At 68.5% G+C, this 24688-nt stretch carries 20 protein-coding genes; 10 read left to right on the top strand and 10 right to left on the bottom strand.

Going from position 1 to position 24688, the window contains the following annotated elements:
- Nucleotides 1–148: 148 nt before the first annotated feature.
- Nucleotides 149–1363: a hypothetical protein gene (locus LZ005_RS10910; protein ID WP_237808080.1), complete on the bottom strand. Its 1215-nt coding sequence runs from the start codon at nt 1361–1363 to the stop codon at nt 149–151.
- A gap of 190 nt (nt 1364–1553) precedes the next feature.
- Between LZ005_RS10910 and LZ005_RS10905 the strand changes: the two genes are divergently transcribed.
- The 10 genes from LZ005_RS10905 (at nt 1554) to LZ005_RS10860 (ending at nt 13329) form a co-directional block, all read left to right on the top strand.
- Nucleotides 1554–3404, top strand: coding sequence for a phosphoethanolamine transferase (locus LZ005_RS10905; protein WP_237808079.1), 1851 nt, complete (start codon nt 1554–1556; stop codon nt 3402–3404).
- Between the two features lie 39 nt (nt 3405–3443).
- Nucleotides 3444–4565 carry a DUF1624 domain-containing protein gene (locus tag LZ005_RS10900; RefSeq protein WP_237808078.1) on the top strand — a complete coding sequence of 374 codons (1122 nt, stop codon included), beginning with the start codon at nt 3444–3446 and terminating at the stop codon, nt 4563–4565.
- Nucleotides 4566–4686: 121 nt separating this feature from the next.
- The gene (locus LZ005_RS10895) at nt 4687–5955 is read left to right on the top strand and encodes an efflux RND transporter periplasmic adaptor subunit (RefSeq protein WP_237808077.1); all 1269 of its coding nucleotides are present in this window, start codon (nt 4687–4689) and stop codon (nt 5953–5955) included.
- Between the two features lie 11 nt (nt 5956–5966).
- Entirely contained in the window at nt 5967–6659 is a 693-nt protein-coding gene (locus LZ005_RS10890; RefSeq protein ID WP_237808076.1) for an ABC transporter ATP-binding protein, read from the top strand.
- Between the two features lie 9 nt (nt 6660–6668).
- Complete coding sequence (locus LZ005_RS10885) at nt 6669–7982, top strand: ABC transporter permease (protein WP_237808075.1); 1314 nt, start codon at nt 6669–6671, stop codon at nt 7980–7982.
- A gap of 8 nt (nt 7983–7990) precedes the next feature.
- Complete coding sequence (locus LZ005_RS10880; RefSeq protein ID WP_237808074.1) at nt 7991–9226, top strand: ABC transporter permease; 1236 nt, start codon at nt 7991–7993, stop codon at nt 9224–9226.
- A gap of 24 nt (nt 9227–9250) precedes the next feature.
- Complete coding sequence (locus tag LZ005_RS10875; protein ID WP_237808073.1) at nt 9251–10576, top strand: sigma-54 dependent transcriptional regulator; 1326 nt, start codon at nt 9251–9253, stop codon at nt 10574–10576.
- Nucleotides 10576–11904: a PAS domain-containing sensor histidine kinase gene (locus tag LZ005_RS10870; RefSeq protein ID WP_237808072.1), complete on the top strand. Its 1329-nt coding sequence runs from the start codon at nt 10576–10578 to the stop codon at nt 11902–11904. Before LZ005_RS10875 ends, LZ005_RS10870 begins: the two co-directional genes overlap by 1 nt.
- A 17-nt stretch (nt 11905–11921) precedes the next feature.
- Nucleotides 11922–12680, top strand: coding sequence for a fused MFS/spermidine synthase (locus tag LZ005_RS10865; RefSeq protein ID WP_237808071.1), 759 nt, complete (start codon nt 11922–11924; stop codon nt 12678–12680).
- Nucleotides 12681–12747: 67 nt separating this feature from the next.
- A complete protein-coding gene (locus LZ005_RS10860; RefSeq protein WP_373889323.1) occupies nt 12748–13329 on the top strand; it encodes a pyridoxamine 5'-phosphate oxidase family protein in 582 nt (193 codons plus the stop codon).
- Here the strand turns inward: LZ005_RS10860 and LZ005_RS10855 are convergent.
- The 9 genes from LZ005_RS10855 to LZ005_RS10815 all read right to left on the bottom strand — a co-directional run bounded on the left by LZ005_RS10855 (nt 13326) and on the right by LZ005_RS10815 (nt 24683).
- Entirely contained in the window at nt 13326–14843 is a 1518-nt protein-coding gene (locus LZ005_RS10855) for a hypothetical protein (protein ID WP_237808069.1), read from the bottom strand. The two genes, LZ005_RS10860 and LZ005_RS10855, sit on opposite strands and share 4 nt — an antisense overlap.
- Nucleotides 14840–16801 carry a hypothetical protein gene (locus tag LZ005_RS10850; protein WP_237808068.1) on the bottom strand — a complete coding sequence of 654 codons (1962 nt, stop codon included), beginning with the start codon at nt 16799–16801 and terminating at the stop codon, nt 14840–14842. The genes LZ005_RS10855 and LZ005_RS10850 overlap by 4 nt, the downstream gene beginning before the upstream one ends.
- The gene (locus LZ005_RS10845) at nt 16785–17768 is read right to left on the bottom strand and encodes a BatA domain-containing protein (RefSeq protein WP_237808067.1); all 984 of its coding nucleotides are present in this window, start codon (nt 17766–17768) and stop codon (nt 16785–16787) included. The genes LZ005_RS10850 and LZ005_RS10845 overlap by 17 nt, the downstream gene beginning before the upstream one ends.
- The gene (locus LZ005_RS10840) at nt 17765–18649 is read right to left on the bottom strand and encodes a DUF58 domain-containing protein (protein WP_237808066.1); all 885 of its coding nucleotides are present in this window, start codon (nt 18647–18649) and stop codon (nt 17765–17767) included. Before LZ005_RS10840 ends, LZ005_RS10845 begins: the two co-directional genes overlap by 4 nt.
- Nucleotides 18650–18651: 2 nt before the next feature.
- Nucleotides 18652–19638: an AAA family ATPase gene (locus LZ005_RS10835; protein WP_373889322.1), complete on the bottom strand. Its 987-nt coding sequence runs from the start codon at nt 19636–19638 to the stop codon at nt 18652–18654.
- A gap of 4 nt (nt 19639–19642) precedes the next feature.
- On the bottom strand, nt 19643–20263 hold the full coding sequence (locus LZ005_RS10830) for a DUF4159 domain-containing protein (protein WP_237808065.1): 621 nt from the start codon (nt 20261–20263) through the stop codon (nt 19643–19645).
- On the bottom strand, nt 20263–21600 hold the full coding sequence (locus LZ005_RS10825) for a TldD/PmbA family protein (protein WP_237808064.1): 1338 nt from the start codon (nt 21598–21600) through the stop codon (nt 20263–20265). Before LZ005_RS10825 ends, LZ005_RS10830 begins: the two co-directional genes overlap by 1 nt.
- An 11-nt stretch (nt 21601–21611) precedes the next feature.
- A complete protein-coding gene (locus LZ005_RS10820) occupies nt 21612–23249 on the bottom strand; it encodes a TldD/PmbA family protein (protein WP_237808063.1) in 1638 nt (545 codons plus the stop codon).
- A gap of 96 nt (nt 23250–23345) precedes the next feature.
- Entirely contained in the window at nt 23346–24683 is a 1338-nt protein-coding gene (locus LZ005_RS10815) for a TldD/PmbA family protein (protein ID WP_237808062.1), read from the bottom strand.
- Nucleotides 24684–24688 lie beyond the last annotated feature (5 nt).

Below are 24688 nucleotides of genomic sequence, written 5' to 3'. Positions count from 1 at the left end.
ACCCGATCCGTGGGAACCGGGGGCGGTAAACCAGTCTCAGGGCGTCGGTGCGCATGCACGGGACAATTCCGAGAACCGGCGAGTATAGCCCTGATTGGCGTCAAGGTCAATCGCTTTCGGCATGCCACGGAGCGGGGGCGCCGCTGGCTCAGCCCTGGCTGGGCGCGGCTTTCGGCATTTTCGGCGGCGGCGCCACATTGAAGTAGCTCAGGTATTCGTCGATGTGGCCGGCATAGAACTGCAGGCCGAGCTGGTCCGCCGTGGTGATCGGATTGCTCAGGTCATAGGTCGGCAGCGCCGTCCACACGGGCGGATAGGCGAAGCTGCCGTCGCTGTTCTGGGTCCATTGGTAATAGCCGGCCGCCACACTGAAGGCCGGATAGGCCAGGGCGTCGCTGATGCGGGTGTAGAAACCCGGCGTGGCCAGCACGATGGCGGCCGCGACCGCGTCATTGAAGGGGCTGCCGATCGGCGCCTCCATCACGCCGTAGATGGAATCGTAGGTTGTCGAGTCCAGGTTGGCGCTGATGGTGTTGCCCAGCAGATTCCAGGCGTACGGCACGATGTCAGCCTGGTTCCAATGGTCAACATTCCAGTTGGCATAGGCGGGAGTCTGGGTCCCGCCCGGCGTGGCCGGGAAGCGCTCGCGGAAGCTGGCAGCGAAGCCGAGGTTGCCCGGCGTGGCCCCGGCCGTCGGCAGCACCTTGATCTGGCTGGCCTGCCACGGGCTGCCGGCCGCGCTCAGGGCCGTCCAGATCTGCAGGGCCAGCGTCGGCGACAAAGCGCCGGCCAGGCTGTGCCCGGTGAAGATCAGGCTGGCCCCGCTCGGGTCGCGCGACTGCAGGTAAGCCAGCAGGCTCTGGCTGCCCGAACTCATCTGCATCAGATTGCTGATGCCCAGGGCCGTCGCGGCCGACACATGGGGCACCTCGGGCAGCGGCGGCAGGTGGGCGCTGCGCACGAAGGGCACCGGCACCGGGAACGGCGCCATGTACTCGGGCGCGACGTCGCCGTCCTCGTCGATCCAGTCATATACGGAATCGGGATTGGTGGCCGCGATCGCCACCACATAGGTGTTCAGCGAGGGGCTGTAGGCGACATACATGGCATTGGCGGCGTAGCCGCTGCTCTGATTGGCGGCGAGGCAGACTCTGGGACCCCAGCTGACATTGAAGTCATCGGCCACCAGCTGGCTGCGGGTGTTGGCAAAAAAACCCGGCCAGCTGCTGCCGTTCGGGGCGGTGCCGCCGCTCAGGGCGACGCTGAGCAGATCGGTGAGCGCCTGCGCGCTGCCGCTGGCGTCGGCGATGTCATTCGCCGCCCAGCTCATCAGAAAAGTCGATTGGAAAAGATCGTAAGCCATGGCCATGCTCCAGGTGAAAGGGGCATTCAGCCTAGCAATCTGTCCATACACTAATTGTCGTCAATCTTCCCGCTGGTCTCCCCGCCGTCGCCGTGCTTGGCTGTCGTCCCACAAACACAACTGCCGGCCAAAGGTCCCCGCGCCAAGCTGCCGATATACAATACGCGATTTTCCGTCCCGCCCGACCGCCATGCGTTTCCTGCTGCGCCCGGCCAACCTGGCCATTCTGCTGTCCTACCTGCTGCTGTCCCTGGTGCCCTTCGTGCCCATGGTGTTTCTGGGCAAACCGATGGACCGTCCAGCCCAGGTGCTGGGCATCGAACTGCTGGCCTGGATCGCGGTCTGGGCCGTGTTCAAGCGCCCGGCCTGGTTCCACTGGCTGCTGATCCCGGCCTTTATCGCGCTGCCGACCGAAATCTACCTGTTCGTCTTCTACGGCCAGGGCATCTCGACCCACCACCTGGGCATCATCGCCGAGACCAACCCGAAGGAGGCGATGGAGTTCCTCGGCAGTAAGGTGTGGCTGCTGATCGCCGTGATGATCGGCGTCGTCGCCTGGTGGTGGCTGACCTTGCGCCTAGCGCGCCGCACCCGCGAGCTCGACTGGAACGACGCCTCGCGCTGGGTCGCGCTGGGGCTGCTGGCGGCCGGCGCCGCCGTGCTCGCCTACAGCTGGGAGTTCGGGGCCGATCCGAAACCGCGCCCGAGCGCCAGCGTGAGCGCCAGTGCCAGCGCCAGCGAGGACGACGAGGACGCCAGCCTGCCCAAGGACGAGGCCGAAATCGAGGGTGCCCACAAGACCAGCCTGAGCTGGAAGCCCCTGCCCTACCGCTGGCGCCTGCCGTTCGACTTCGACGCCTATGCCCAGAGCTGGCCGTTCGGCCTGGTCGCGCGCGGGGTCGACTTCTACAATGAGCGCAAATACCTGGCCGAACTGGGCGCGCGCAGCGCCGCCTTCCGCTTCGGCGCCCACCCGGGCGCGGCCGGCGACGCGCCCCAGGTGGTGCTGCTGGTGATCGGCGAATCCTCGCGCTACGACCGCTGGAGCCTGAACGGCTACAGCCGCGACACCAATCCGCTGCTGCGCCAGGAGAGCAATCTGGTCAGCTTCCCCGACCTGATCACGCCGGTGTCGGCCACGCGCCTGTCGGTGCCGGTCATCATTTCGCGCAAGCCGGCCCACCAGAGCCTGAAGGACGGCTTCTCGGAAAAATCCGTGCTGACGGCCTACAAGGAAGCCGGCTTCAAGACCTTCTGGCTGTCCAACCAGATCTCCTTCGGCCAGTTCGACACCCCGGTGTCGGTGTTCGCGCGCGAAGCCGACGTGGTGCAGTTCCTGAATCTGGGCGGCTTCACCAATGCCAGCAATTTCGACAGCGTGCTGTTCGAGCCCCTGCGCATCGCCCTCAAGGACCCGGCGCCGAAAAAGCTGGTGGTGCTGCACACGCTCGGCAACCACTGGAACTACAGCCACCGCTATCCGAAGGAATTCGACAAGTGGCAGCCCTCGCTGTACGGGGTCGACAAGCCGGTCTACACGGACACCAAGATCAAGCCGCAGCTCAATAACAGCTACGACAATTCGATCCGCTACACCGACTGGTTCCTCAGCCAGGTGATCGGCCAGCTCAAGAGCGCGCCGGTCAGCAGCGTGCTGCTGTTCGTGGCCGACCACGGCCAGACCCTGTACGACAACAGCTGCAATCTGGCCTTCCACGGCCACAATACCCAGTACGAGTTCCACATCCCCGGCTTCGTCTGGTACTCGGACGCCTACCAGAGCCGCTACCCGGACAAGATCGAACAGCTGCAACGCCACCAGAAGGCGCGCCTGGCCACCGAGAACGTGTTCCACACCCTGCTCGACCTGGCCGACATCCGCTACCCGGGTGAACGGCTCGACTGGTCGATCGTCAGCCCCGCCTTCAAGCCGCACAAACGGGTAGTCGACAGCTACGGCTGGACGAATTACGATAACGCGGTATTCAAGGGCGACTGCCGGGAAGTGATCGACAAAGACAAGCCCGCCAAACAAGACTAAGGCCAGCGCCCCCGGCGCGCGCGGGCACGGGAGGGGTGGATGGCGACAAGCGCGCGCCTGACGGCGATCGACACGCTGCGCGGGCTGGTGATCGTATTGATGGTGCTCGACCATGTGCGCGACTACTTCACGCCCAGCGCGATCGACCCGACCGACCTGGCCCACACCAGCCCTGCCCTGTTCTGGACCCGCTGGATCACCCACCTGTGCGCACCCACCTTCGTGCTGCTGGCCGGCTGCGCCGCCTGGCTGCGCGGGCAGCGCTGCGGCAGCATCGAGCTGGCGCGCTATCTGGCCACGCGCGGCTTCCTGCTGCTGCTGCTGGAGGCCACCTGGATCAGCTTCTGCTGGCAGTTCGCCTACCAGGTGATCATCCTGCAGGTGCTGTTCGCGCTCGGCGCCGGCATGATCTTCCTGTCCGTGCTGCTGCAGCTGCCGCGCTGGCTGATCGGCGCCATCGGCGCCCTGCTGATCCTGCCCCACAATCTGTTCGACGCCTGGACCACGCCCGACCTGTTCTGGCGCGCCTGGCACCTGGGCGGCTACTACCCGCTCGGGGCCCACTTCGGCATCGTGTTCGTGTATCCGCTGATGCCCTGGCTGGGCCTGATCGCGCTCGGCTACACGCTCGGCCCGGTGTTCGCCTGGACGGCGGCGCGCCGCCAGCGCCTGCTGCTCGGGCTGGCGACCGGCCTGCTGGCCGTGTTCCTGGCGCTGCGCCTGACCCATGTCTATGGCGACCCGCAGCGCTACGCCCCCACCGGCCTGGGCCCGATGTACGACCTGATGGCCTTCGTGAATCTGCAGAAGTACCCGCCCTCGCTGCTCTACCTGTGCCTGACGCTGGCCATCGCGCTGGCCCTGCTGGCCTGGTTCGAACGGCTGCCGCCCCTGCCCGTGCTGACCCTGTTCGGCCGCCATCCGCTGCTGCTGTATGCCAGCCATATCGCCCTGGTGCACCTGCTGGCGAATGCCTACTTCGCGCTGCGCTACGGCGCCCAGCCGGTGTTCGATGCCGACAGCGGCCAGCTGCATCTGCCGCCGGGCTACACGGCGGCCCTGTGGCCGGCCTACCTGGCCTGGCCAGCCGTGCTGGCCCTGCTGTACGGCGCGCTGCGCCTGCTGCAGGCCTGGCGCGGGCGCCGTCCGGACGTCCGCTGAGCGGACACGGACGCTGTCCGCGCGGACAGGAGCGGACAGTCCCCAGTCTTGAAAAATCAAGCACTTAGCGCTGGCACGGCGTTTGCATAAACGTCCACGTTTTCTTTTCACGTGGACCACCATGATCCGTGACACCTCGCATCAAGACACCGTGCTGGCGGCCGATCCGCGCGCCGCACGCCGCAAGCGCCTGCTGCTGATCGGCGCCGCCCTGGCCGGGGCCGCCGGCCTGGCCTTCCTGCTCAGCGGCTGGCGCGCCGGCGAACTGTCGGTCGCCAGCAGCCGCCTGCGCATCGCCGAAGTCGGGCGCGGCACCCTGGTGCGCGACGCCCAGGTCAATGGCCGCATCGTGGCCGCCGTCAGCCCGACCCTGTATGCGACCGCCCCGTCCACCGTGACGCTGAAGGTGGCGGCCGGCGACACCGTCAAGAAGGGCGACCTGCTGGCCGTGCTCGACGCGCCCGACCTGAGCGAAGCGCTGAAACGCGAGCAGGCCACCACCAACCAGCTCGAAGCCGAAGTGGCGCGCCAGCAGATCCTGGCGCGCAAGCAGAAGCTGCTGGCCCAGAAGGAGGCCGACACCGCCGAAATCGAGCGCACCTCGGCCCAGCGCACGCTCGAGCGCTACGAGGCCGTGGCCAACGAGGGCATCATCGCCAAGATCGACTACCAGAAGGCCAAGGACGCGCTCAAGTCGGCCGAGATCCGCGCCGCCCACGCGCGCAATGCGGCCAGCCTGGAAAGCGACGACGTGGCGCTCGAACTGAAGACCAAGCAGGAGGCGCTGGCGCGCCAGCGCATCGCCCTGGCAAATGCCCAGCGGCGCGTCGACGAACTGTCGGTGCGCGCCCCGGTGGACGGCTTCATCGGCACGCTGTCGGTGCAGAACCGCTCGGTGGTGCCGGCCAATACGGCCCTGATGACGGTGGTCGATCTGTCGCGCCTCGAAGTCGAACTCGAAGTGCCCGAATCGTATGTGGCCGACATGGGCCTGGGCATGAACGTCGAAGTCGAAATCGGCGGCATCAAGGCCATGGCCAAGCTGTCCGCGCTGCCGCCCGAAGTGGTGAAGAACCAGGTGCTGGCACGCGCCCGCTTCAGCGGCGCGCAGCCGGCCGGCCTGCGCCAGAGCCAGCGCGTGTCGGCGCGCCTGCTGATTGAAGAAAAACCGAATGTGGTGATGGTCGCGCGCGGTCCCTTCGTGGAAGCCGACGGCGGGCGCTTCGCCTACATCGTGAAGGACGGGGTGGCGGTGAAGACCCCGGTCAAGCTGGGCGCCACCAGCATCACCGCAGTGGAAATCCTGTCCGGCGCCAAGCCGGGCGACAAGATCGTCATCGCCGGCACCGACGCCTTCGAGCGGGCCGAGCGCATCTCCCTCATCAAATGAAAGGAATCCCCATGCTGCGCATGACCAACCTGTCCAAAGTCTACCGCACCCACCTGATCGAAACCCACGCGCTGCGCGGCTTTCACATCACCGTGAACCCGGGCGAATTCGTGACCGTGACCGGGCCTTCGGGCTCGGGCAAGACCAGCTTCCTGAATATCGCCGGCCTGCTGGAAGACTTCAACGACGGCGAATACATTCTCGACGGCGTCAACGTCAAGGGTATGGACGACAATGCCCGCTCGCGCCTGCGCAACGAGAAGCTCGGCTTCATCTTCCAGGGCTTCAACCTGATCCCCGACCTAAACCTGTTCGACAACGTCGACGTGCCGCTGCGCTACCGCGGCTTCAATGCGGCCGAACGCAAGGAGCGCATCGAGCAGGCCCTGGCCAAGGTCGGCCTGGCCTCGCGCATGCGCCACTATCCGTCTGAACTGTCGGGCGGCCAGCAGCAGCGCGTGGCGATCGCGCGCGCCCTGGCCGGCAGCCCCAAGCTGCTGCTGGCCGACGAACCGACCGGGAATCTCGATTCGCAGATGGCGCGCGGCGTGATGGAACTGCTGGAGGAGATCAATGCCGAGGGCACCACCATCCTGATGGTGACGCACGACCCCGAGCTGGCCGCGCGCTCGCAGCGCAATGTCCACATCATCGACGGCCAGGTGTCCGACCTGGTGCGCAAGACGCCCACCCTGGTGGCCTGAGGAGAGCCCATGTTCCAGTATTACTTCCTGCTTGGCCTGCGCTCGCTGCGGCGCAATCCGGCCCTGACCGCGCTGATGGTGCTGACCCTGGCCGTCGGCGTGGCCGCCAGCGTGTCGACGCTGACCATCCTGCACATCATGAGCGGCAATCCGATTCCGCATAAAAGCGAGCGCCTGTTCTCGCCCTTGATCGACAACGGCCAGCCCGAAGGCTATGCGCCCGGCGATCCGCCCCAGGACGACCAGCTGTCGTTCCACGATGCGAGCAATCTGCTGGCCTCGAAAATGGGCGAGCGGCGCACGGCGATTTTCGGCGTCAGCAAGCCGATCGTCCCGCAGCGCACCGACCTGAACCCCTTCGGCGCCTCCGGCATCGCCGCCACCGCCGATTTCTTCAGCATGTTCGATGCGCCCTTCCAGTACGGCCAGGGCTGGGGCGAGGCCGAGGACAAGGCCGGCGCCGACGTCATCGTGCTCAATCGCGGCCTGTCCGAGAAGCTGTTCGGCAGCGCCAATCCGGTCGGCCAGAAGGTCAATCTGATGAACCAGGATTTCGTCGTGGTCGGCGTGCTCGATCACTTCCTGCCGGTGCCGCGCTACTACCGCATCATCGGCGGCCCCGGCGCCTTCGGCGGCGAGGACGAATTCGTGATTCCGTTCCAGAGCGCGATCCGGCACCAGGCCCGCCCCTCGGGCAGCCTGAGCTGCTCGGGGCGCGTGCAGCCCGGCTACCAGGGCCTGCTCGATTCCGAATGCACGTGGATCGCCTTCTGGTTCGAAATGAAGTCGGCCGGCGCCCGCGCCGAGCTGCAGAACTGGCTCGACGCCTATGCCGACAGCCAGCGCAAACTGGGCCGCATGAAGCGCGCCGCGCCCAACCAGCTGTTCGACGTGATGCAGTGGATGGAGCACCTGAAAGTGGCCGGCAATGACAGCCGCCTGGCGGCCCTGCTGGCCTTCGGCTTCCTGCTGCTCTGCCTGGTCAACGCGATCGGCCTGATGCTGGCCAAGTTCTCCGTGCGCGCGCCCGAAGTCGGGGTCCGGCGCGCCCTCGGCGCGGCGCGCGCCGACATCTTCCGCCAGTTCCTGGTCGAGACGGCCGTGGTCGGCCTGGCCGGCGGCCTGCTCGGCCTGGCCCTGGCTTTCGGCGCGCTGGCCCTGATCGGCCAGGCCTCGCGCGAGCTGGCCGTGGTGGCGCGCATGGACTGGCAGATGCTGATCCTGACCTTTGTGATGGCGATCGCGGCGGCCATGCTGGCCGGCCTGCTGCCGACCTGGCGCGCCTGCCAGGTCACGCCCGCCCTGCAACTCAAATCCCAGTGAGGTCCCGCATGGATATCAAACCGATTTTCTCCGCCCTGCTGCGCAACAAGACGGGCGCCATTCTGGTGGCCCTGCAGGTGGCCATCAGCCTGGCCATCCTGTCCAACGCCGTGCACATCATCAGTCTGCGCCAGGCGATGGCGGCGCGCCCGAGCGGCATCGCCAACGAAGGCCAGGTGTTTTCGATCTTCCAGCGCACCTTGCGCGAACAGGGCCACGAGGAGCAGCTGGCCAACCAGCAGCGCGCGGCCGAGGCCCTGCGCGGCGTGCCGGGCGTGCGCTCGGTGGCCAGCGTCAGCCAGATTCCGATGTCCTTCAGCGGCTCCAACACCGGCGTCGCCGTGGAGCGCACCCAGACCCGCGAGACGGCCACCGTGGCCTACTACTACACGGCCGAATCGCTGATCGACACCTGGGGTCTGAAGCTGGTGGGCGGGCGCGACTTCCAGCCGTCCGAAGTGCAGATCGTCGACCGCAGCAAATCGGTCGACTGGCCCGAGGTGGCGATCATCACGCGCGCCCTGGCCGAGAAGCTGTGGCCAGGCCAGGACGCGGTCGGGCGCACCTTCTTCAACGGCACCGGCGACGAGGCGCGCCCGATGCGCGTGGTCGGCGTGATCGAGCGGCTGCAGTCGTATGCGGCCGAAACCAGCGAGCGCGGCGAGTTCTCGATGATCCTGCCGCAGCGCGCCACCGGCGCCGGCAACTTCAGCCTGTACACAGTGCGCGCCGACCAGGGCGACCTGGCCGCCGTCATGAAGAACGCCGAAGAAGCCCTGCGCAAGGCCAGCCATGATCCGAGCATCGTGCGCGCGCGCGCCATCAGCCAGGAGCGCAAGGACCGCTACCGCAGCGACATGGCGATGGCCTGGATGCTGGTGACCGTCTCGGCCCTGCTGCTGCTGATCACAGCCAGCGGCATCGTCGGCATGGCCAGCCTTTGGGTGACCCAGCGGCGCAAGCAGATCGGGGTGCGGCGCGCGCTGGGTGCGCGCAAGATCGACATCCTGCGCTACTTCATCACCGAGAACTTCCTGATCACCAGCCTGGGTGTGGCAGCCGGCGTGGTCGGCGCCATCGGCCTCAATTCGCTGCTGGTGGCCCAGCTCGAAATGACGCCGCTGCCGCTTACCTATCTGCTGTTTGGCGCGCTGCTGTTCTGGGGCCTGGGCGTGCTGGCCGTGTACGGGCCGGCCTGGCGTGCGGCCTCGATCTCGCCGGCGCTGGCGACCCGCAGCACTTGATAGCATGATGGTATGCTTGCAGCCATGCCAAGCATTCTGATCATCGACGACAATGCCGCCGTGGCGATGGCGCTGGACGTCCTGTTTTCGCTGCACGATATCGCCACCATCCACGCGGCCTCGCCCGAAGCCGGGCTGGCCGTGCTGCAGCGCCAGAGCGTGGACCTGGTCATCCAGGACATGAACTTCACGGCCGACACCACCTCGGGGGCGGAGGGCACGGCCCTGTTCCGCGCGATCCGCGCCGCCCATCCCGATCTGCCGGTGATCCTGCTGACCGCCTGGACCCACCTGGATGCGGCGGTCGAGCTGATCAAGCTGGGCGCGGCCGATTATCTGTCCAAGCCCTGGGACGACCGGCGCCTGCTGGCCACCGTGCGCAATCTGATCGAACTCGGTCAGGCCAACCGCGCGCTGGCCGCACGCAGCGCGCGCGAGCAGCAGGTGCGCCACGCGCTCGAACGCGAGTTCGACCTGTGCGGCCTGGTGTGGGCCGATCCGGCCAGCGAGCGCGTGCTGAACCTGGCCTGCCAGGTGGCGCGCGCCGACGTGCCGGTGCTGATCACCGGCCCGAACGGCACCGGCAAGGAGCGCATCGCCGCCATCATCCAGGCCAACTCCAACGTGCGCAGCGGCCCCTTCGTGGTGCTCAATTGCGGCGCCCTGCCGTCCGAGCTGATCGAGGCCGAACTGTTCGGCGCCGACGCCGGCGCCTACACCGGCGCGGCCAAGGCGCGCGAAGGCAAATTCGAAGCGGCCGACGGCGGCACCCTGTTCCTCGACGAGATCGGCAACCTGCCGCTGGCCGGCCAGATGAAGCTGTTGCGCGTGCTCGAAACCGGCCGCTTCGAGCGGCTCGGCTCGAACCGCGAACGGCAGGTGCGGGTGCGCGTGATCAGCGCCACCAATGCCGACCTGCCGGCCATGATCCGGGCCGGCAGCTTCCGCGAAGACCTGTACTACCGCCTGAACGTCATTGAGCTCAAGCTGCCGCCGCTGGCCGCGCGCCCGCTCGACATTCTGCCGCTGGCGGGCAGCTTTCTGCCGCCCGGTAAGCAGCTGTCGGCCGCGGCGCGCCACACCCTGCTGGCGCACGGCTGGCCGGGCAATGTGCGCGAGCTGAAAAACGTGATGGCGCGCGCCTGCCTGCTGGCGCGCGGCGACACCATCGACGCGGCCGATCTGGGCCTGCAGCCGGTGGCAGCGCCGAGCGGCGAGCGCGAGCTCGATCGCGGCGCCATCGAAGGCGCGCTGGCGCGCGCGCACGGCGTGGTGGCCCAGGCCGCGGCCGAACTCGGGCTGTCGCGCCAGGCCCTGTACCGGCGCATGGAGCGCCTCGGCATCCGCTGATGGCGCGCCGCCTGTCGCTGATCACGCGCTGGTCGGCCCTGCTGGCCACCCTGCTCACACTCGGCATCGCGGCCGCGCTCGCGCTCGACCACCTGTGGCCGGGCCACACGGCGGCCGTGTTCGTGCTGTGTCTGACGGGCGTGCTGCCGCTGGCGATTCTCACGCTGCGCAGCCAGTTCCGGCCGATGCTGTCGCTGTTTCGCGCGCTCGAAGGCACGGTCACCAGCTACAAGGACGGCGATTTTTCCTTCAGCCTGCACTGGCGCCAGAACGACGAACTGCGCGATCTCGTCGCCGCCCACAACGCGCTCGGACGGGTGCTGCGCGAGCAGCGCCTCGAGCTGGTCCAGCGCGAGCTGCTGCTCGACACGATGGTCCAGCACACGCCGGTGGCGATGCTGCTGGTGGCGAGTCCGCCCACGCGCGACCAGGCACCGGTGATCGTCTACGCCAACCTGGCCGCGCGCGAGCTGCTGCACAAGGGGCGCAAGCTCGAGGGCCACACGCTGGCGGCGATCCTGGCCCAGGCCACGCCGGCCCTGTCGGAGGCCATGGCGCGCGGCAGCGACGGCCTGTTCACCGCGCCCGGCGAAGGCGAGGAGGAGGACGTCTACCACCTGGCGCGGCGCAGCTTCAGCCTGAACGGGCGCCCGCACGAACTGCTGCTGATCCGCCAGCTGACCCAGGAGCTGCGCCGCCAGGAGGTGCAGACCTGGAAGAAGGTGATCCGCGTGATCAGCCACGAGCTGAATAACTCGCTCGCGCCCTTGACCTCGCTGGCTCACTCGGGGGCCGAGCTGGTGCGGCGCGGCCAGACCGAGCGCCTGCCGCAGATCCTCGCCACCATCGAAGAGCGCACGCGCCACCTCGAGCAGTTCATCCTCGGCTATGCGCGCTTTGCCAAGCTGCCCACGCCGCGCCCGCAGCCGACCGCCTGGGGCCCCTTCCTCGACGGCCTGGCCGCGCAGATGCCGTTCCAGGTCGAGGGCGAGCTGCCGGCCGGCGCGGCCGAATTCGACGCCGCCCAGCTGGCCCAGGCCCTGCTCAATCTGCTGAAGAACGCGCACGAATCGGGCTCGCGTCCCGAGGCCGTCAGCCTGCAGGTGCGGCGCCTGCACGATATGTGGCGCATCGACGTCAACGACCGCGGCCCCGGCATGAACGAGGCCGTGCTGACCAATGCACTGGTGCCCTTCTACTCGACCAAGCGCAGCGGCACCGGCCTCGGTCTGGCGCTGGCGCGCGAGATCGCCGAGGCCCATGGCGGGCGCATCATGCTGGCCAACCGCAGCGGCGGCGGCCTGAGCGTGAGCCTGCTGATTCCCTGAGCTGCTATCATCGGCGCATGCACGCACGCCGTTTTGACCAGCCGGGCTACCCGCCCGCCACCACCACCGAAGACCATGGGGTGCTGTATCTGCACCTGGGCACCTCCTGGATCCAGGGCGCGATGCGCCTGGCGCGCCCGGACGCGATCGAACTGGCCTACGTCCAGATGATGATGATGTGGATGCTGTTCCAGCCGGCCCCGCGCCGGATCGCCCAGCTGGGCCTGGGCAGCGGCGCACTGGCCAAGTTCTGCTACCACCAGTTCCCCCAGGCCGAAGTGCACGTGGCCGAACTCAATCCGAATGTGATCGCGATCTGCGAGTCGCACTTCGGCCTGCCGCCCAACGACGCCCGCCTGCACGTGCGCGAACGCGATGCGCGCGCCTTCGTGGAGGACCCGGCCCAGCACGGCCGCTTCGACATCCTGCAGGTCGACCTGTACGACGAACACGCGCGCGCGCCAGTGTTCGGCGACCAGGCCTTCTACCAGGCCTGTGCCGACTGCCTGACGGCGGACGGCATCATGACCACCAATGTGTTCGGCGAGATCGACGCCTACCAGCCGAATCTGGAAGCCATGTCGGCCGTGTTCGACGCCGTCGTCTGGCTGCCCGAAGTCGATGACGCCAACATCATCGTGATCGCCTTCAAGCGCGCGCCCCAGGTCGATTTCTCCGAGCTGTACCGGCGCGCCGCGCAGATCCGCAAGCGCTACAACCTGAAGGCCGAGAGCTGGGTCGACGGTTTCAAATCCTGGATGGAAGACCACGGCTGAATGGTCCCCTGCGATCGGCGCGATTGGACCTGTCGGGCAAGCCACCCGCGGCGCTACCATGCGCCCCATGAACACTTCGACCCGTACCCAGATCCGGCGCAGCCCCAGTCTCGCCGACCACGAACGCGCCACCCTGCATGAGATTCTCGACGCGGCCTGGCTGTGCCAGGTGGCCTTCCATGACGGCGCCAGCACCCATTGCATTCCGACCGCCTGCTGGCGCAGCGGCGAGCACCTGTACATCCATGGCTCGAACGGCTCGCGCCTGATCCGTGTGCTGCTCGGCGGCGCCCAGGCCTGCGTCAACGTCACCCACCTCGATGGCCTGGTGCTGGCGCGCGCGGCCTTCAACCACACGATGAACTACCGCAGCGCCGTGATCTACGGCCAGTTCGAACGCCATGCTGACACGGTCGGCGCGCTCGATCTGCTGATGGAGAAGCTGGCGCCCGGCCGCGCCGCGCAGGTGCGGCCCGGGAACGCGCAGGAAGTGGCGGCCACCACGGTGCTGCGCATCGCCCTCGACGAGGCGGTGTGCAAGGTGCGCCGCGGCGGACCGAAAGACGATGCCGAGGACCTTGCCCTGCCCGTCTGGGCCGGCCATATCCCGCTGACCCTGACGCGCGGCGCGGCCATCGCCGACGCTTAACGTCCGCGTTCGCGCCACCACAGGCCGCACAGGGCCAGCGCGGCCAGCACGGCAAACGGCCAGGCCGGCAAGGGCCGCTGGCCGGCGCTGGCCGCCTGCGGCGTGCGCGCCTGATAGGCCTGCGTGGCGGTGCGCCGTTCGGCCGCCTGCCACTGCGGCCAGTCGTCCGCGCCGAACACATACACGCGCTGCTGCAGCGCGCCGCTGCGCAGCTCCAGCCAGCCGGCGCTGCGCGGCCAGACGGCGATGCAGCGCGCATCGGCCAGTTCCGGGCGCGCCTGCCAGCTCAGGGTCTGCTGCAGCTGCGGCAGCGTCACCTCGCCCTGCACGCCGATGGCGCAGATTTCGCTGCGCTGCCCGGCCAGCGGCATGCTGGCCGGCGTCAGCCACTGCACCGGCGTCATGCGCTGCACACGCGCTGCATCGAGCACGCCCTGCCACCAGCGTCCCAGCTGCTGCGGCTCGCTGATCGCATGGCGGTGCCAGTCAGCCACGCCGAGCCAGACGATGCGGCCCTGCTGCCAGTCGCGTGCGACGATGCCCGGTTCCACCGCCTGCCACGGGCCGCCCGGCTGCGGCGCCAGCGCGGCCGCGCTCAGACTCAGGGCGGCGCCGCTCAGCGCAGTCTCGCCGGCCGCGCGCAGGCCCAGTTGCAGGCTGGCGCTCCACACGGCGGCGTCGCTGGCGTTGGCGCCCAGGATAATCAGGCTGGCGCCTTGCGCCACCTGGGCCAGCGTGGCCTGGCGCGTGGCGGCCGGCGCGTGCTCGAACCAGGCAGCGTCGAGCAGCAGCAGGTCGCGCGTCTGGCCCGCTTCCTTCGGCGTCTCGCTGCGGCGCAGGTCCTTGCCAAGCGTGACCTCCCAGTCGATATTCGCGCCGCTGTCGGTCAGCAGGCGGTTCAGCGCATTGGCGTCAAACGACGGCGCATACAGGCGGCCGCGCGCCTGCAGCGGTACGGCCGGCAGCACGCGCACCGGCAGCGGCCCCTCGGCCACGGTCTTGCCGGCCGCGTCCAGCAGGCGCAGGCGCAGCACCAGGTCCTCGGCCACCGGCGCCAGCCAGTCGAGCGCCAGCGTCGCTTCTTTCGAACGTGTTTCGCTCAGCAGCTGGCCGTTTTCCGCCAGCAGCTGCAGGCGCGCTTCGCCCACAGCCGGGCTGCGCGTCAGCGCCACCCGCAGGCTGCGCCCGAGCGTGATCTGGCGCGGAAAATCGAGCTGCAGGCTGGGCGTGGCCGGGGCCTGCCAGTCGAGCGGACGGGCCGGCAGGTCGCGCCAGACGGCGCCAGGCAGGCCGTCGCCATCAACGCGCAGACGCGCGGCCGCGGCCACCTCGGCGGCGCTACTGGCGGCTGTCACACGCAAGGCGCCGGCCTCGCTGGCCGGTTGGCTCAGGCGCGCCAGCAGGGCCGCCAGCGCGGCCCCGGCCAGCAGCACCAGCACGGCCTCAAGCCAGGCGCGCCGGCGCAGATACAGGGCGGCGCTGGCCAGCGCGGCCAGCAACAGGGCGATACTCATCGGGTTTTCTCCGGCGGGCGCGCGGCCTCGAAGGCGCGCGCAAACGGCGACACGGCCTGGCTGCGCGGCTGCAGCAGCACCGGCGCCTGGCCGATACCGCCACGCAGCCAGGCGCGCAGACCGGCACGGCAGGGCTGGCAGCCATCGGCCACATCCTGCACGGCCTGCTGGGCCGCGAGGCGCGCCTCGTCCTGGTCCAGATGGGCGCGGATCCAGTCGAGCGCGGCGCGCTGCCACAGGGCCGGCAAGGCGCCGTCGGCGCTCAGGGCCTGAATCAGTTCGGTCACCTCGGGCGGGGCGATCTCGCCGGCCGTGCCCTGGGCGCGCTGATAGCTGCGGGCGCCGTTCATTTCACCCGTCATGCGCTTTTCCTCCTTGATGGCGGGCGGCGCGAAGGCGGTCTTGTGCAGGTAGATGCGGTCGGCCTGCTGCAGCTCCTTGATCGCTTCCAGCGCCTTGTACTCGGGCGCCAGCGCCGTCTTCGGGCTGATCGCGCGCAGTTCGCGCTCGGCGTCCCACATCGCCGCCAGCGCGCGCCGCAGCACCTTCTTGGTGTTCTCGTCGAACAGGGTGGCATTCTCGGCCTCGTCGTGCGCGTGGCCGAACTGGTGCAGCATATCGCCGCCCTTGCCGTGATCGTCATCGTCGCCGCCGCCGAACAGGCTCGATTCCTCGCCGAGGAACTGGCCATAGCGGCGCTTGAGCAGGGCCTGGTCGGCCGCGATCTGCTCGCTGCGCGCGCGGATCACCGGGTAGCCGAGCTTGGGGTTGGCCTTGATATCAGCCAGCAGCTGCTCGGTGTCGATGATGATCTGGCGCTGGCTGCGCAGGTTCTCCGGCTTGGCCAGGGCCGGCAGGGCCGAGGATTCGTTCTCGGCCGCCTGCGGACCGGGCAGGCGCAAAGTGTAGGTGGGCGACTGCACCAGATGCGGCTTGGCGGCGTTGTCGCTGGCGCGCACAAAGAAGTACAGTTCGTCGCCGGGCTCCATGCCCAGTTCGGCCAGCGCCCACTGCTTGTCCCAGGCGCGCTGGCGCGGATTGGGGCCGGCCGGAATCGGCACTTCCTTGTCGGAGAAGCGGATGTTCTCGCCGCTGCCGCGCGCCAGCGTCAGGTGCAGGGTGGCGCGCATGATCTGATAGTCGTCGCGGATGCTGAAGGCGATGCGCGCCGCCTTGGCGTCGCGCGCCAGCAGCTGCACCATCTCGCCCGGCGCGCTCACCACGATCTCGGGCGCCAGGTCGGGCTGCACCTTGATCGTGTAGCGCTGCCCCTGCCAGCGCCAGAACACCGATTCGGTCGCCGTCCATTCGGCGCAGCCGCCGGCCGGGTCGAGCTGCTGGCCGTCGGACAGGGCGATGGTGCCGGGCGCGGCGCCGTTCAGACACCAGCGCACCAGGCTCTGTTCGGGAATCTGCAGGTCGCGCGGCTTGCCGTCCGAGGCGGCCACGCCGGTGTAGGCCGGCGGGCGCACGCTCACGGCCAAGGTGCCGGCCGGGGCGCGCGCCGTGACGGCGCCGGGAGCGCTGGCCACGGCGGCGGCGCGCGGCTGCTGCGCCAGCCAGACGGTCGCGGCCAGCAGCGCGCTGGCCAGCAGCCAGCCGAAGCCCAGGCCGACATGGCGGCGCGCGATCGTGCGCGTGGCCGCGTGGTCCAGGGCCGCATCCAGACGCGCCAGCAGGCGCGCCTGCTGCAGACGGGCGATCGGCGTGGCGGCCTGCTGCAGCAGCGCGCTCGAATCCTCCATCTGGGCCAGCTCGGCGTCGAGCCAGCGCGGCCAGTCGCGCTGCAGGCGCTGGCGCTGGCGCCAGGCATCGGCTGCCGCCAACAGCAGCCACAGCGCAGCGCCGGCCCAGGCGCGCACGGCCAGCCAGGGCAGCAGGCCGCCCAGCCACAGGGGCAGGCGGCGCAGCAGGACGGCGGCGCGCAGGCGGCGCACGGGATCAGGAGCGGCGGACATGGCTGAGCAGACGTTCAAGCAGGAAGACAATCAACAGGACCCAGGCCAGGCTGTCGCGCAGTGCGCCATTGGGCAGGGCGGCGGCCGGACTGGCGCTGGCGGCCAGGTTCTGGCTGGCCACAGTAAAGGGCTGAGGCGCCGGATGCAGCTGCTGCCAGCTTTCGTACAGGCGGCGCGCGCTGGCCGCGTCCTGCGGCGGTCCGGGCAGCAGCCAGCTGCGCCCGTGCGCGTTGTCGCCGATGCGCAGCCCGCCCTGCTGCAGCGCGAGCGGACCGGCCAGACGCGCATCGGTCCACCACCACAGCGGCGCACGCAGGCCGGCCGGCGGCGCCTCGGGCTGGTCCCAGACGATCAATTCAGTGGCGGCGCCGGGCGCGCTATCGAACACGATGGCCAGGCCGTTCGCGCGCGCGGCCGCAAAGAAGGGCTGCCAGGCCTCGGGCCGGCTGCTCTGGACGGCCACGTGGACCGGCGCCGGGACGCCCGCGGCCACGCGGCTGCGCACGGCCAGCGCATGGCGCAGGGCCGGCTGGTGGGCCGGCATGGCGACGTCGCCGAGCAGCAGCAGGCGCGCCTCGGGCCGCCATTCGGCCTCGTGCGCGGCCAGCCAGTCCAGGGCCGTGCGCGGCACCGTCACGCGCGCCGCCTGCTGCAGACCGGCGGCGCGGGCTTCGGCCTCGACCCAGGCCGGGTCGCTGCCCTGCACCACCAGCACGCTGTCGCCGCGCCATGGCAGCACCGGATCGGCCAGCCAGGCCACCAGGGCCGCCAGCAGCAGGCAGCGCAGCAGCAGCAGCAGTTTGTCGACCCATTGCCAGACACGCCGCTGCTGCGGCTGGGCGGCCGGCAGGAAGCGTGCCGTCGCCAGGGGCTTGGCCTTGACGCGCTCGCGCCGGGCGCGGTGCAGCAGGATCGGTACGGCCAGGCTCAGCAGCCCGAGCCACCACAGCGGCAGACTGCTGATCATGCGCGCCCCGCCCGTTTCAGCCAGTCGCGCAGCACAGTCGCCGGCGCCTGTTCGATCGCGGCCGCGTGGGCCGCCACATCATGCTGGCGCCACAGCGCGCGCACGCTCTCCACGTGGGCCGTGCGCGCCTGCTGGTAGGCCGCGCGCACGCTGTCGTCGAAGCGGTGGATCTGGGCCCCGCCCTCGGGGTCGCGATAGGCCTGGCCGGCGCCGAAGTCGGCCTCGATCTCGGCCTGGGTGAACAGGCTCAGGGCGCGCACATCGTGCCGCATATGGCGCAGGCGCACCAGGGCCTGGGTCAGGGCCGATGGCTGTTCGAGAAAATCGCTGACAGCGAAAATCATGCTGGGCGCGCGCGCGAAGTGCAGGCTGGCGCGCAGCGTCGCTTCGTCCGGCAGCGCGCCTTCGGGGCGCACCCGCGACAGGGCGGCCAATACGCGCTGCATCTGGCGCGGGCCGCGCGCGGCCGGCACGAACTGCACCCGCCCGGCGCCGCACACCACCAGCCCGAAGGCGTCGCCCTGGCGCTGGGCGATGGCCGCCACGCAGGCCAGCACGGTGCGCGCGAACCACAGCTTGTCGACCTGCTTGCTGTGGTGGCTGGCCTCGGCCATCGAGGCGCTGGCGTCGAGCCACAGCCAGACCGCCACATGGCTGTCGCGCTCGGCCTCGCGCACGTAGTAGCGGTCGGCGCGCGCCAGCAGCTTCCAGTCGACCCGGCGCCATTCGTCGCCGGGCGCATAGGCGCGGTACTCCGAAAATTCGACGCCGGCGCCGCGCTCGCGCCCGGCGTGAATGCCGTGCCCGAGCCCGGCCAGCACGTGGCGGATCACCAGGTCGAGATCGGACGTCTGCGCCAGCTGCGCGGGGGACACCAGCATGCTCAGTCGATCGTGATGGCGGCGCGCAGGGCGTCGAGAATATCGGCGATGGCCACGCCATCGGCTTCGGCTTCGAAATTGCGCAGCACGCGGTGGGCCAGCACCGGCAGCAGCATGGCGCCGATGTCCTCGCGCGTGACGGCCAGGCGGCCGTGCATCAGGGCGCGCGCCTTGGAGGCCAGCACCAGGGCCTGGCCGGCGCGCGGGCCGGCGCCCCAGCCGATGTGGCGCTTGACGGCTTCGACCTGGGTCTCGGACGGACGGGTGGCACGCACCAGGCGCGTCGCATAGCGCAGCAGGTGCTCGCCGATTTCGATGTCGCGCACCAGCTGCTGCAGGCGCAGCAGGGTGGCCACGTCCATCGCCGGCTCGGCGTCCTGCAGGCCGCCGTGGGTGGTCAGGCCGACCATCTGCAGCTCTTCGTCCTCGCTCGGATAAACGACGTCGATGCGCAGCAGGAAGCGGTCGAGCTGGGCCTCGGGCAGCGGATAGGTGCCGGCCTGCTCGATCGGGTTCTGGGTGGCCAGCACGAAGAAGGGACGCGGCAGCTTGTGGGTCTGGCCGGCGAAGGTGACGGCGCGCTCCTGCATCGCTTCGAGCAGGGCCGACTGGGTTTTCGGCGGGGCCCGGTTGATCTCGTCGGCCAGCAGCACCTGGGTGAACACCGGCCCTTTCTGGAAGCGGAATTCGCGCTTGTGGGTGGCCAGGTCTTCCTCGAGGATTTCGGTGCCGACGATATCCGAGGGCATCAGGTCGGGGGTGAACTGCACGCGCCGGAATTCCATGTCGGTGGCCTGGGCCAGCGACTTGACCAGCAGGGTCTTGCCCAGGCCCGGCACGCCCTCGACCAGGGCGTGGCCGCCGGCCAGCAGACAGATGATCAGGGACTCGACCACATCGCGCTGGCCGATGATGACCTTGGCCATATTGGCGCGCAGCGCGCCCACTTTGGCGGTCAGCGCCGCGATCTCGCTTTCGTTCCAGTCCACTTGCTCAGGCTCCCAATGCGTATTGAATGATATTGACCGCAAAGCGCGTGTTGTCGATCGCCAGCCAGCGCTTGTTGCGGAAGTCGTAGTCCCACTCGCAGCCGTAGTCCTTGTTGGAATACAGCAGGCGGATGCGGCCGCCGAATTCGACCGCCTTCAGATAGTCGTGCACCAGATCGTCGCCCCAGCCATTGAGTTCCACGCTGGTGTTGGGCGGCCCCTCGAAATGGAAGAAGCTCGAATACAGCGGGTGCGTATTCGGAATCTTATGCAGGGCCTTGGGGCCGAACATGCGCGCCACCTCGGCCTCGAAGGACTTGGCAAACAGGCCGTCGATATCGTGGTTGCAGTCGTCCACGAAGACGAAGCCGCCGCCGCGCACATAGCGCTCGAAATTGCGCCGCTCGGCCGGCGAGAACTGCACCAGCTTATGCCCCGCCATGTAGCAGAACGGGGCCTGCAGGATCTTCGGATCGGACAAGGGCAGCACCCGCTCGACCGGGTCCACGCGCAGGGTCGTGTACTCGACGAGCGAGTTGAGCACATTGCTCGGCATGCGGATGTCTACATCGAAGTCGCCCGAATCGTAGAGCAGACGCGTGAAGTAGAAATCATAGGTGGCCATTACACCGCATCGGACAGCGAGGAGAAATTGAAGTCGCGGATGCGCATCGGCGGCACCACGAAGCGCAGGCTCGACTCGTCGCCGCCCAGCACCACCGGGCGCCCCAGCTCCTCGATGTTGTTCAGCATCGTGACCGGGCTCTCGTTGAAGCGGAAGTTCTTCACCGGGTGCTTGATCTTGCCGTTCTCGATGTAGAAGGTGCCGTCGCGCGTCAGCCCGGTCAGCAGCACCGACTGGGCGTCGACCAGGCGGATATACCAGGTGCGCGTGACCAGCACGCCCTTCTTGGTGCCGGCGATCAGCTCCTCGAGCGACTTGTTACCGCCGGCCATGATGATATTCCCGGGCGCGCCCTTGGCCACCTTGCCCTGCTTCTGGGCCCAGTAGCGCGGGTAGTTGAGGTTGGCGACGACGCCGTTCTTGATGATGTCCTGCTTTTCGCGCGCCAGCAGCGAGCCGCGGTCCCAGGGCGACACCGGCACGTCCTTGTTCCACGGGTCGGCCCAGATATTGACCTGCTCGTCGAACAGCTTTTCGCCCAGGCGCGTGCCGCCGCCCTTCTTCGACAGGAAGCTGCGGCCTTCGTCGGCCTGGCGCGCATTGAAGCCATTGAACATGAAGTTCATCAGGCCGACCGAGGCGGCCGGCTCGAGGATGACCGTGTAGCGGCCCGGCTCGATGGCCTTGGCCTCGACCGAACGCAGGGCCTTTTCGATCGCCACCTGCGAGGCTTCGTGCGGGTCGAACAGCTTGATGTCATTCGCCGAACGGCCGACCCAGCCGGAACCGCGCCCGTCTTCCGTGCGGGTGGTCACGGTGAAGTCGAAATTCGTGTACTCGGTGTGGCCGAACAGGCCCTTCGAGGTGGCCACGGCTTCGAACGCGGTGTTATCGATGAAGAAGCCGGCCGCCGTCAGCCCGGCCTTCTTGCAGGCGTTGATGCTGGCCGCGGCCACGCTGGCGCGGTACTCGGGATCGATGGCCGCGGTCGAGGCGAGGAAGGTCGGGGCCGGCTTGAAGTCCTGCGGGCCCAGCACCGGCATGTGCTCGGGATTTTCGGGCGCCAGCCGCGCCACGTCCTCGGCGCGCCGCACCACCGTCTCGAGCGCCTTGTCGTCGAATTCATTGATCGAAGCGGTGCCGGTGCGCTTGCCGAACGAGACCTGCACGGTCAGCTGCATGTTTTCGTTGAGGCCGGCGGTCGAGACCGAATTGCGCGCATAGCGGATATTCCCCGTGCGCGAGCCCGACAGCGAGACCGTGCACTCGTCCGCCTTGGAGAAGGCCAGCACGCGATCGAGGATTTTCTTGGATTCTTCCTGGTTCAGCAGTTTCATCTTGGTTTCTCCTAGCCGATCTTGCGGCCGGTGTTGATCACGTTGACGCCATTGAAGCGCGTGGTGGCGGAGCCGTGCGAGACGGCGCTGACCTGCGAGGGCTGGCCCTTGCCGTCGAAGAAGGAGCCGCTCATGCGCCAGTCGCGCTCGTCGCAGATGGCGCTGCAGGCATTCCAGAACTCCTGGGTGTTCGACTGGTAGGCTACATCCTCGAGCATGCCGGCGATCTTGCCGTCCTTGATCTCGAAGAACAGCTGGCCGCCGAACTGGAAGTTGTAGCGCTGCTGGTCGATCGAGTAGGAACCGCGCCCGATGATGTAGATGCCCTTCTTCACGCCGGCCACCATCTGGTCGGGCGTGAGCCGCTCCTTGCCGGCCGCCAGCGAGACGTTCGGCATGCGCTGGAACTGCACGCTGCTCCACGAATCGGCATACGAGCAGCCGTGCGATTCCTTTTCGCCGATGATGTGGGCCTGGTCGCGCGTAGCCTGGTAGTTGACCAGGATGCCGTCCTTGATGATGTCCCAGCGCTTGGCCGGCACCCCTTCGTCGTCGTAGCCGACGGCCCCGAGTGAGCCCTTGATCTGCTTCTCGGCGAAGAAGTTGACGCGCTCGGCGCCGAAGCGGAAATTCTTGCTCTGCCACTTGTCGAGCGTGCAGAACGAGGTGCCGGCGTAATTGGCTTCGTAGCCGAGCACGCGATCGAGTTCGGTCGGGTGGCCGACCGATTCGTGGATCGTCAGGAACAGGTGCTCAGGCGCCAGCACCAGGTCGTACTTGCCCGGATCGACAGACTTGGCGGCCAGCTTCTCGCGCGCCTGGCGGCCCGCATTGCGGGCGTCCTCGATGATGTCGTAGGACTCGGTGTAGAGCGTGGTGACGCCGCCGGCCGCCTGGATCTTGTGCTCGGGCCGGGCGTCGAAGAATTCATAGCCGACCCCGCGCGGCGAGGCGAGGCCGTCGCGCGTGCGGAACTTGCCGCTGGCCTTGTCGACGGCGGTGGCCGTGAACGGCGCCCACAGGCGGTGGAAGTCCTGGTCGATGTAGGAACCGTCGGTCGAGGCGAAGTATTTTTGCTGGTTCACCTGGAACAGCTGGGAGGCCATGAAATTGGCGCCCGCCTTCATGCCGGCCGCGTTCGCAGCCAGCAGCATCTCGGCCTTCTCCTTGATCGGCACGGCGCGCCAGTCCTTGGTGTAGGGCGTGGCCCAGCGCACTTCGCCGACGCCCTTGACGGGCGCCAGCTGCACCGGCTCGCCGCCGAGCTTGGCATTGGCCTTGGCGATCGCCACCGCCTGGCGCGCCGCGTTGGCCACGCCGTCGGGCGACATGTCATTGGTCGAGGCGAAGCCGTAGGCGCCATTGGCCACCACGCGCACGCCCACGCCCGAGGACTCGGTGTTGACGATGTTCTCGACGTTCAGGTCACGGGTGATGACGAACTGGTTCAGGTAGCGGCCGATGCGCACGTCGCAATAGGCAGCGCCGGCAGCGGTGGCGGCATTCATGGCGATATCGGCCAGCGCCTTCTTGGCGCGTGTGTCGGCCGGTTTCAGCAGGTCCTCGGCGGCGATCGCCTGGCCGAAGACAGGGACCAGCAGCGAACCGGCCATGCCGGTGCTGATGCGTAGAAATTGGCGGCGTTCCATGTGTTCTCCAAAAAGCGGCGCGGGTCGCCCGACCCGTGCCACGGGGTGTGACTGGCGGCGGGGCCGGCGCCAACGCCGGGCGCGGGCCCCGGCGCCTCAGACGGCGGCGGACAGCGAGGTGAAATTGAAGTCGCGCACCTTCATCGGCGGAATCAGCATCGTGAACGGCACTTCATCGCCGCCGATCACCACCGGCTTGCCGATTTCTTCGATGTTGTTCAGCATCGTCACCGGGCTCTCGTTGAAGCGGAAGTTCTTGATCGGGTACTTGATCTTGCCGTCTTCGATGTAGAAGGTGCCGTCGCGCGTCAGGCCGGTCAGCAGCACCGACTGCGGATCGACCAGGCGGATATACCAGGTGCGCGTGACCAGGATGCCCTTCTTGGTGTTGGCGATCAGCTCGGCCGTGCTCTTGTTGGTGCCGGCCATGATGATATTGCCGGGTGCGCCGCGCGCCACCTTGCCCATCTTCTGGGCCCAGTAGCGCGAGTACTGGAGCGCGGCCACCTTGCCATCCTTGATGATGTCTTCGCGCTGGCGCGCCAGCAGCGAGTTGTTATCCCAGGGCATCACGGCGACGTCCTTGTCCCAGGGGTCGGCCCACAGATTGACCTGCTGGTCGAACAGCTTCTCGCCGAGGCGGTTGCCGCCGCCCTTCTTGGCCAGGAAGCTGCGCCCCTCGTCGGCCGAACGCGCGTCCCAGTTGCCCAGCATGAAGCCGATCAGCTCCGAGGTGGCGGCCGGTTCCAGAATCACCGTGTAGCGGCCCGGTTCGAGCGCCTTGGCGTCGACCGAACGCAGGGCTTTCTCGATCGCGATGTCGGTCGCTTCGCGCGCATTGAACTGGCCAGCGTCGGTGGCCGAGCGCTTGACCCAGCCCGAGCCGCGCCCGTCGTCGGTACGCACCGTCAGCGTGAAATCGAGGCCGGTAGCGGCCTGATGGCCGAACACGCCTTTCGAATTGGCGACCGTCTCGAAATTGGCCGAGTCGGTGAAGAAGCCGGCTGCGGTCAGCTTGTTCTTCTTGCAGGCCTCGATCGAGTAGGCGGCCACCTCGGCGCGGTAGTCGGGGTCGATGGCGGCCGTCTTGGCGGCGAAGGTGGCCGAGGCCTTGTAGTCCTGCTTGTCGACGGCGGCCATGAACTCGGGATTTTCGGGCGCCAGGCGGGCCAGTTCTTCGGCGCGGCGCACGACTTTCTCGAGCGACTTGTCGTCGAATTCATTGATGGTGGCGATGCCCGACTTCTTGCCGAAGGCGACAGACACGGCCAGCTGCACGTCTTCCACCAGGCCGGCCGTCGAAATGCTGTTGCGCGCATAGCGCACATTGCCGGTGCGGCGGCCATTGATCTGCACCGTGCATTCGTCCGCCTTGGAATAGGACAGGACTTTGTCGGTGATGCGTTTTGCTTCTTCAGCGCTCAGAATTTTCATGGTGG

It is taken from the genome of Massilia sp. TS11, assembly GCF_022012445.1.
Classification (GTDB): domain Bacteria; phylum Pseudomonadota; class Gammaproteobacteria; order Burkholderiales; family Burkholderiaceae_D; genus Telluria.
This window is presented reverse-complemented; position numbering and strand designations above follow the sequence as displayed.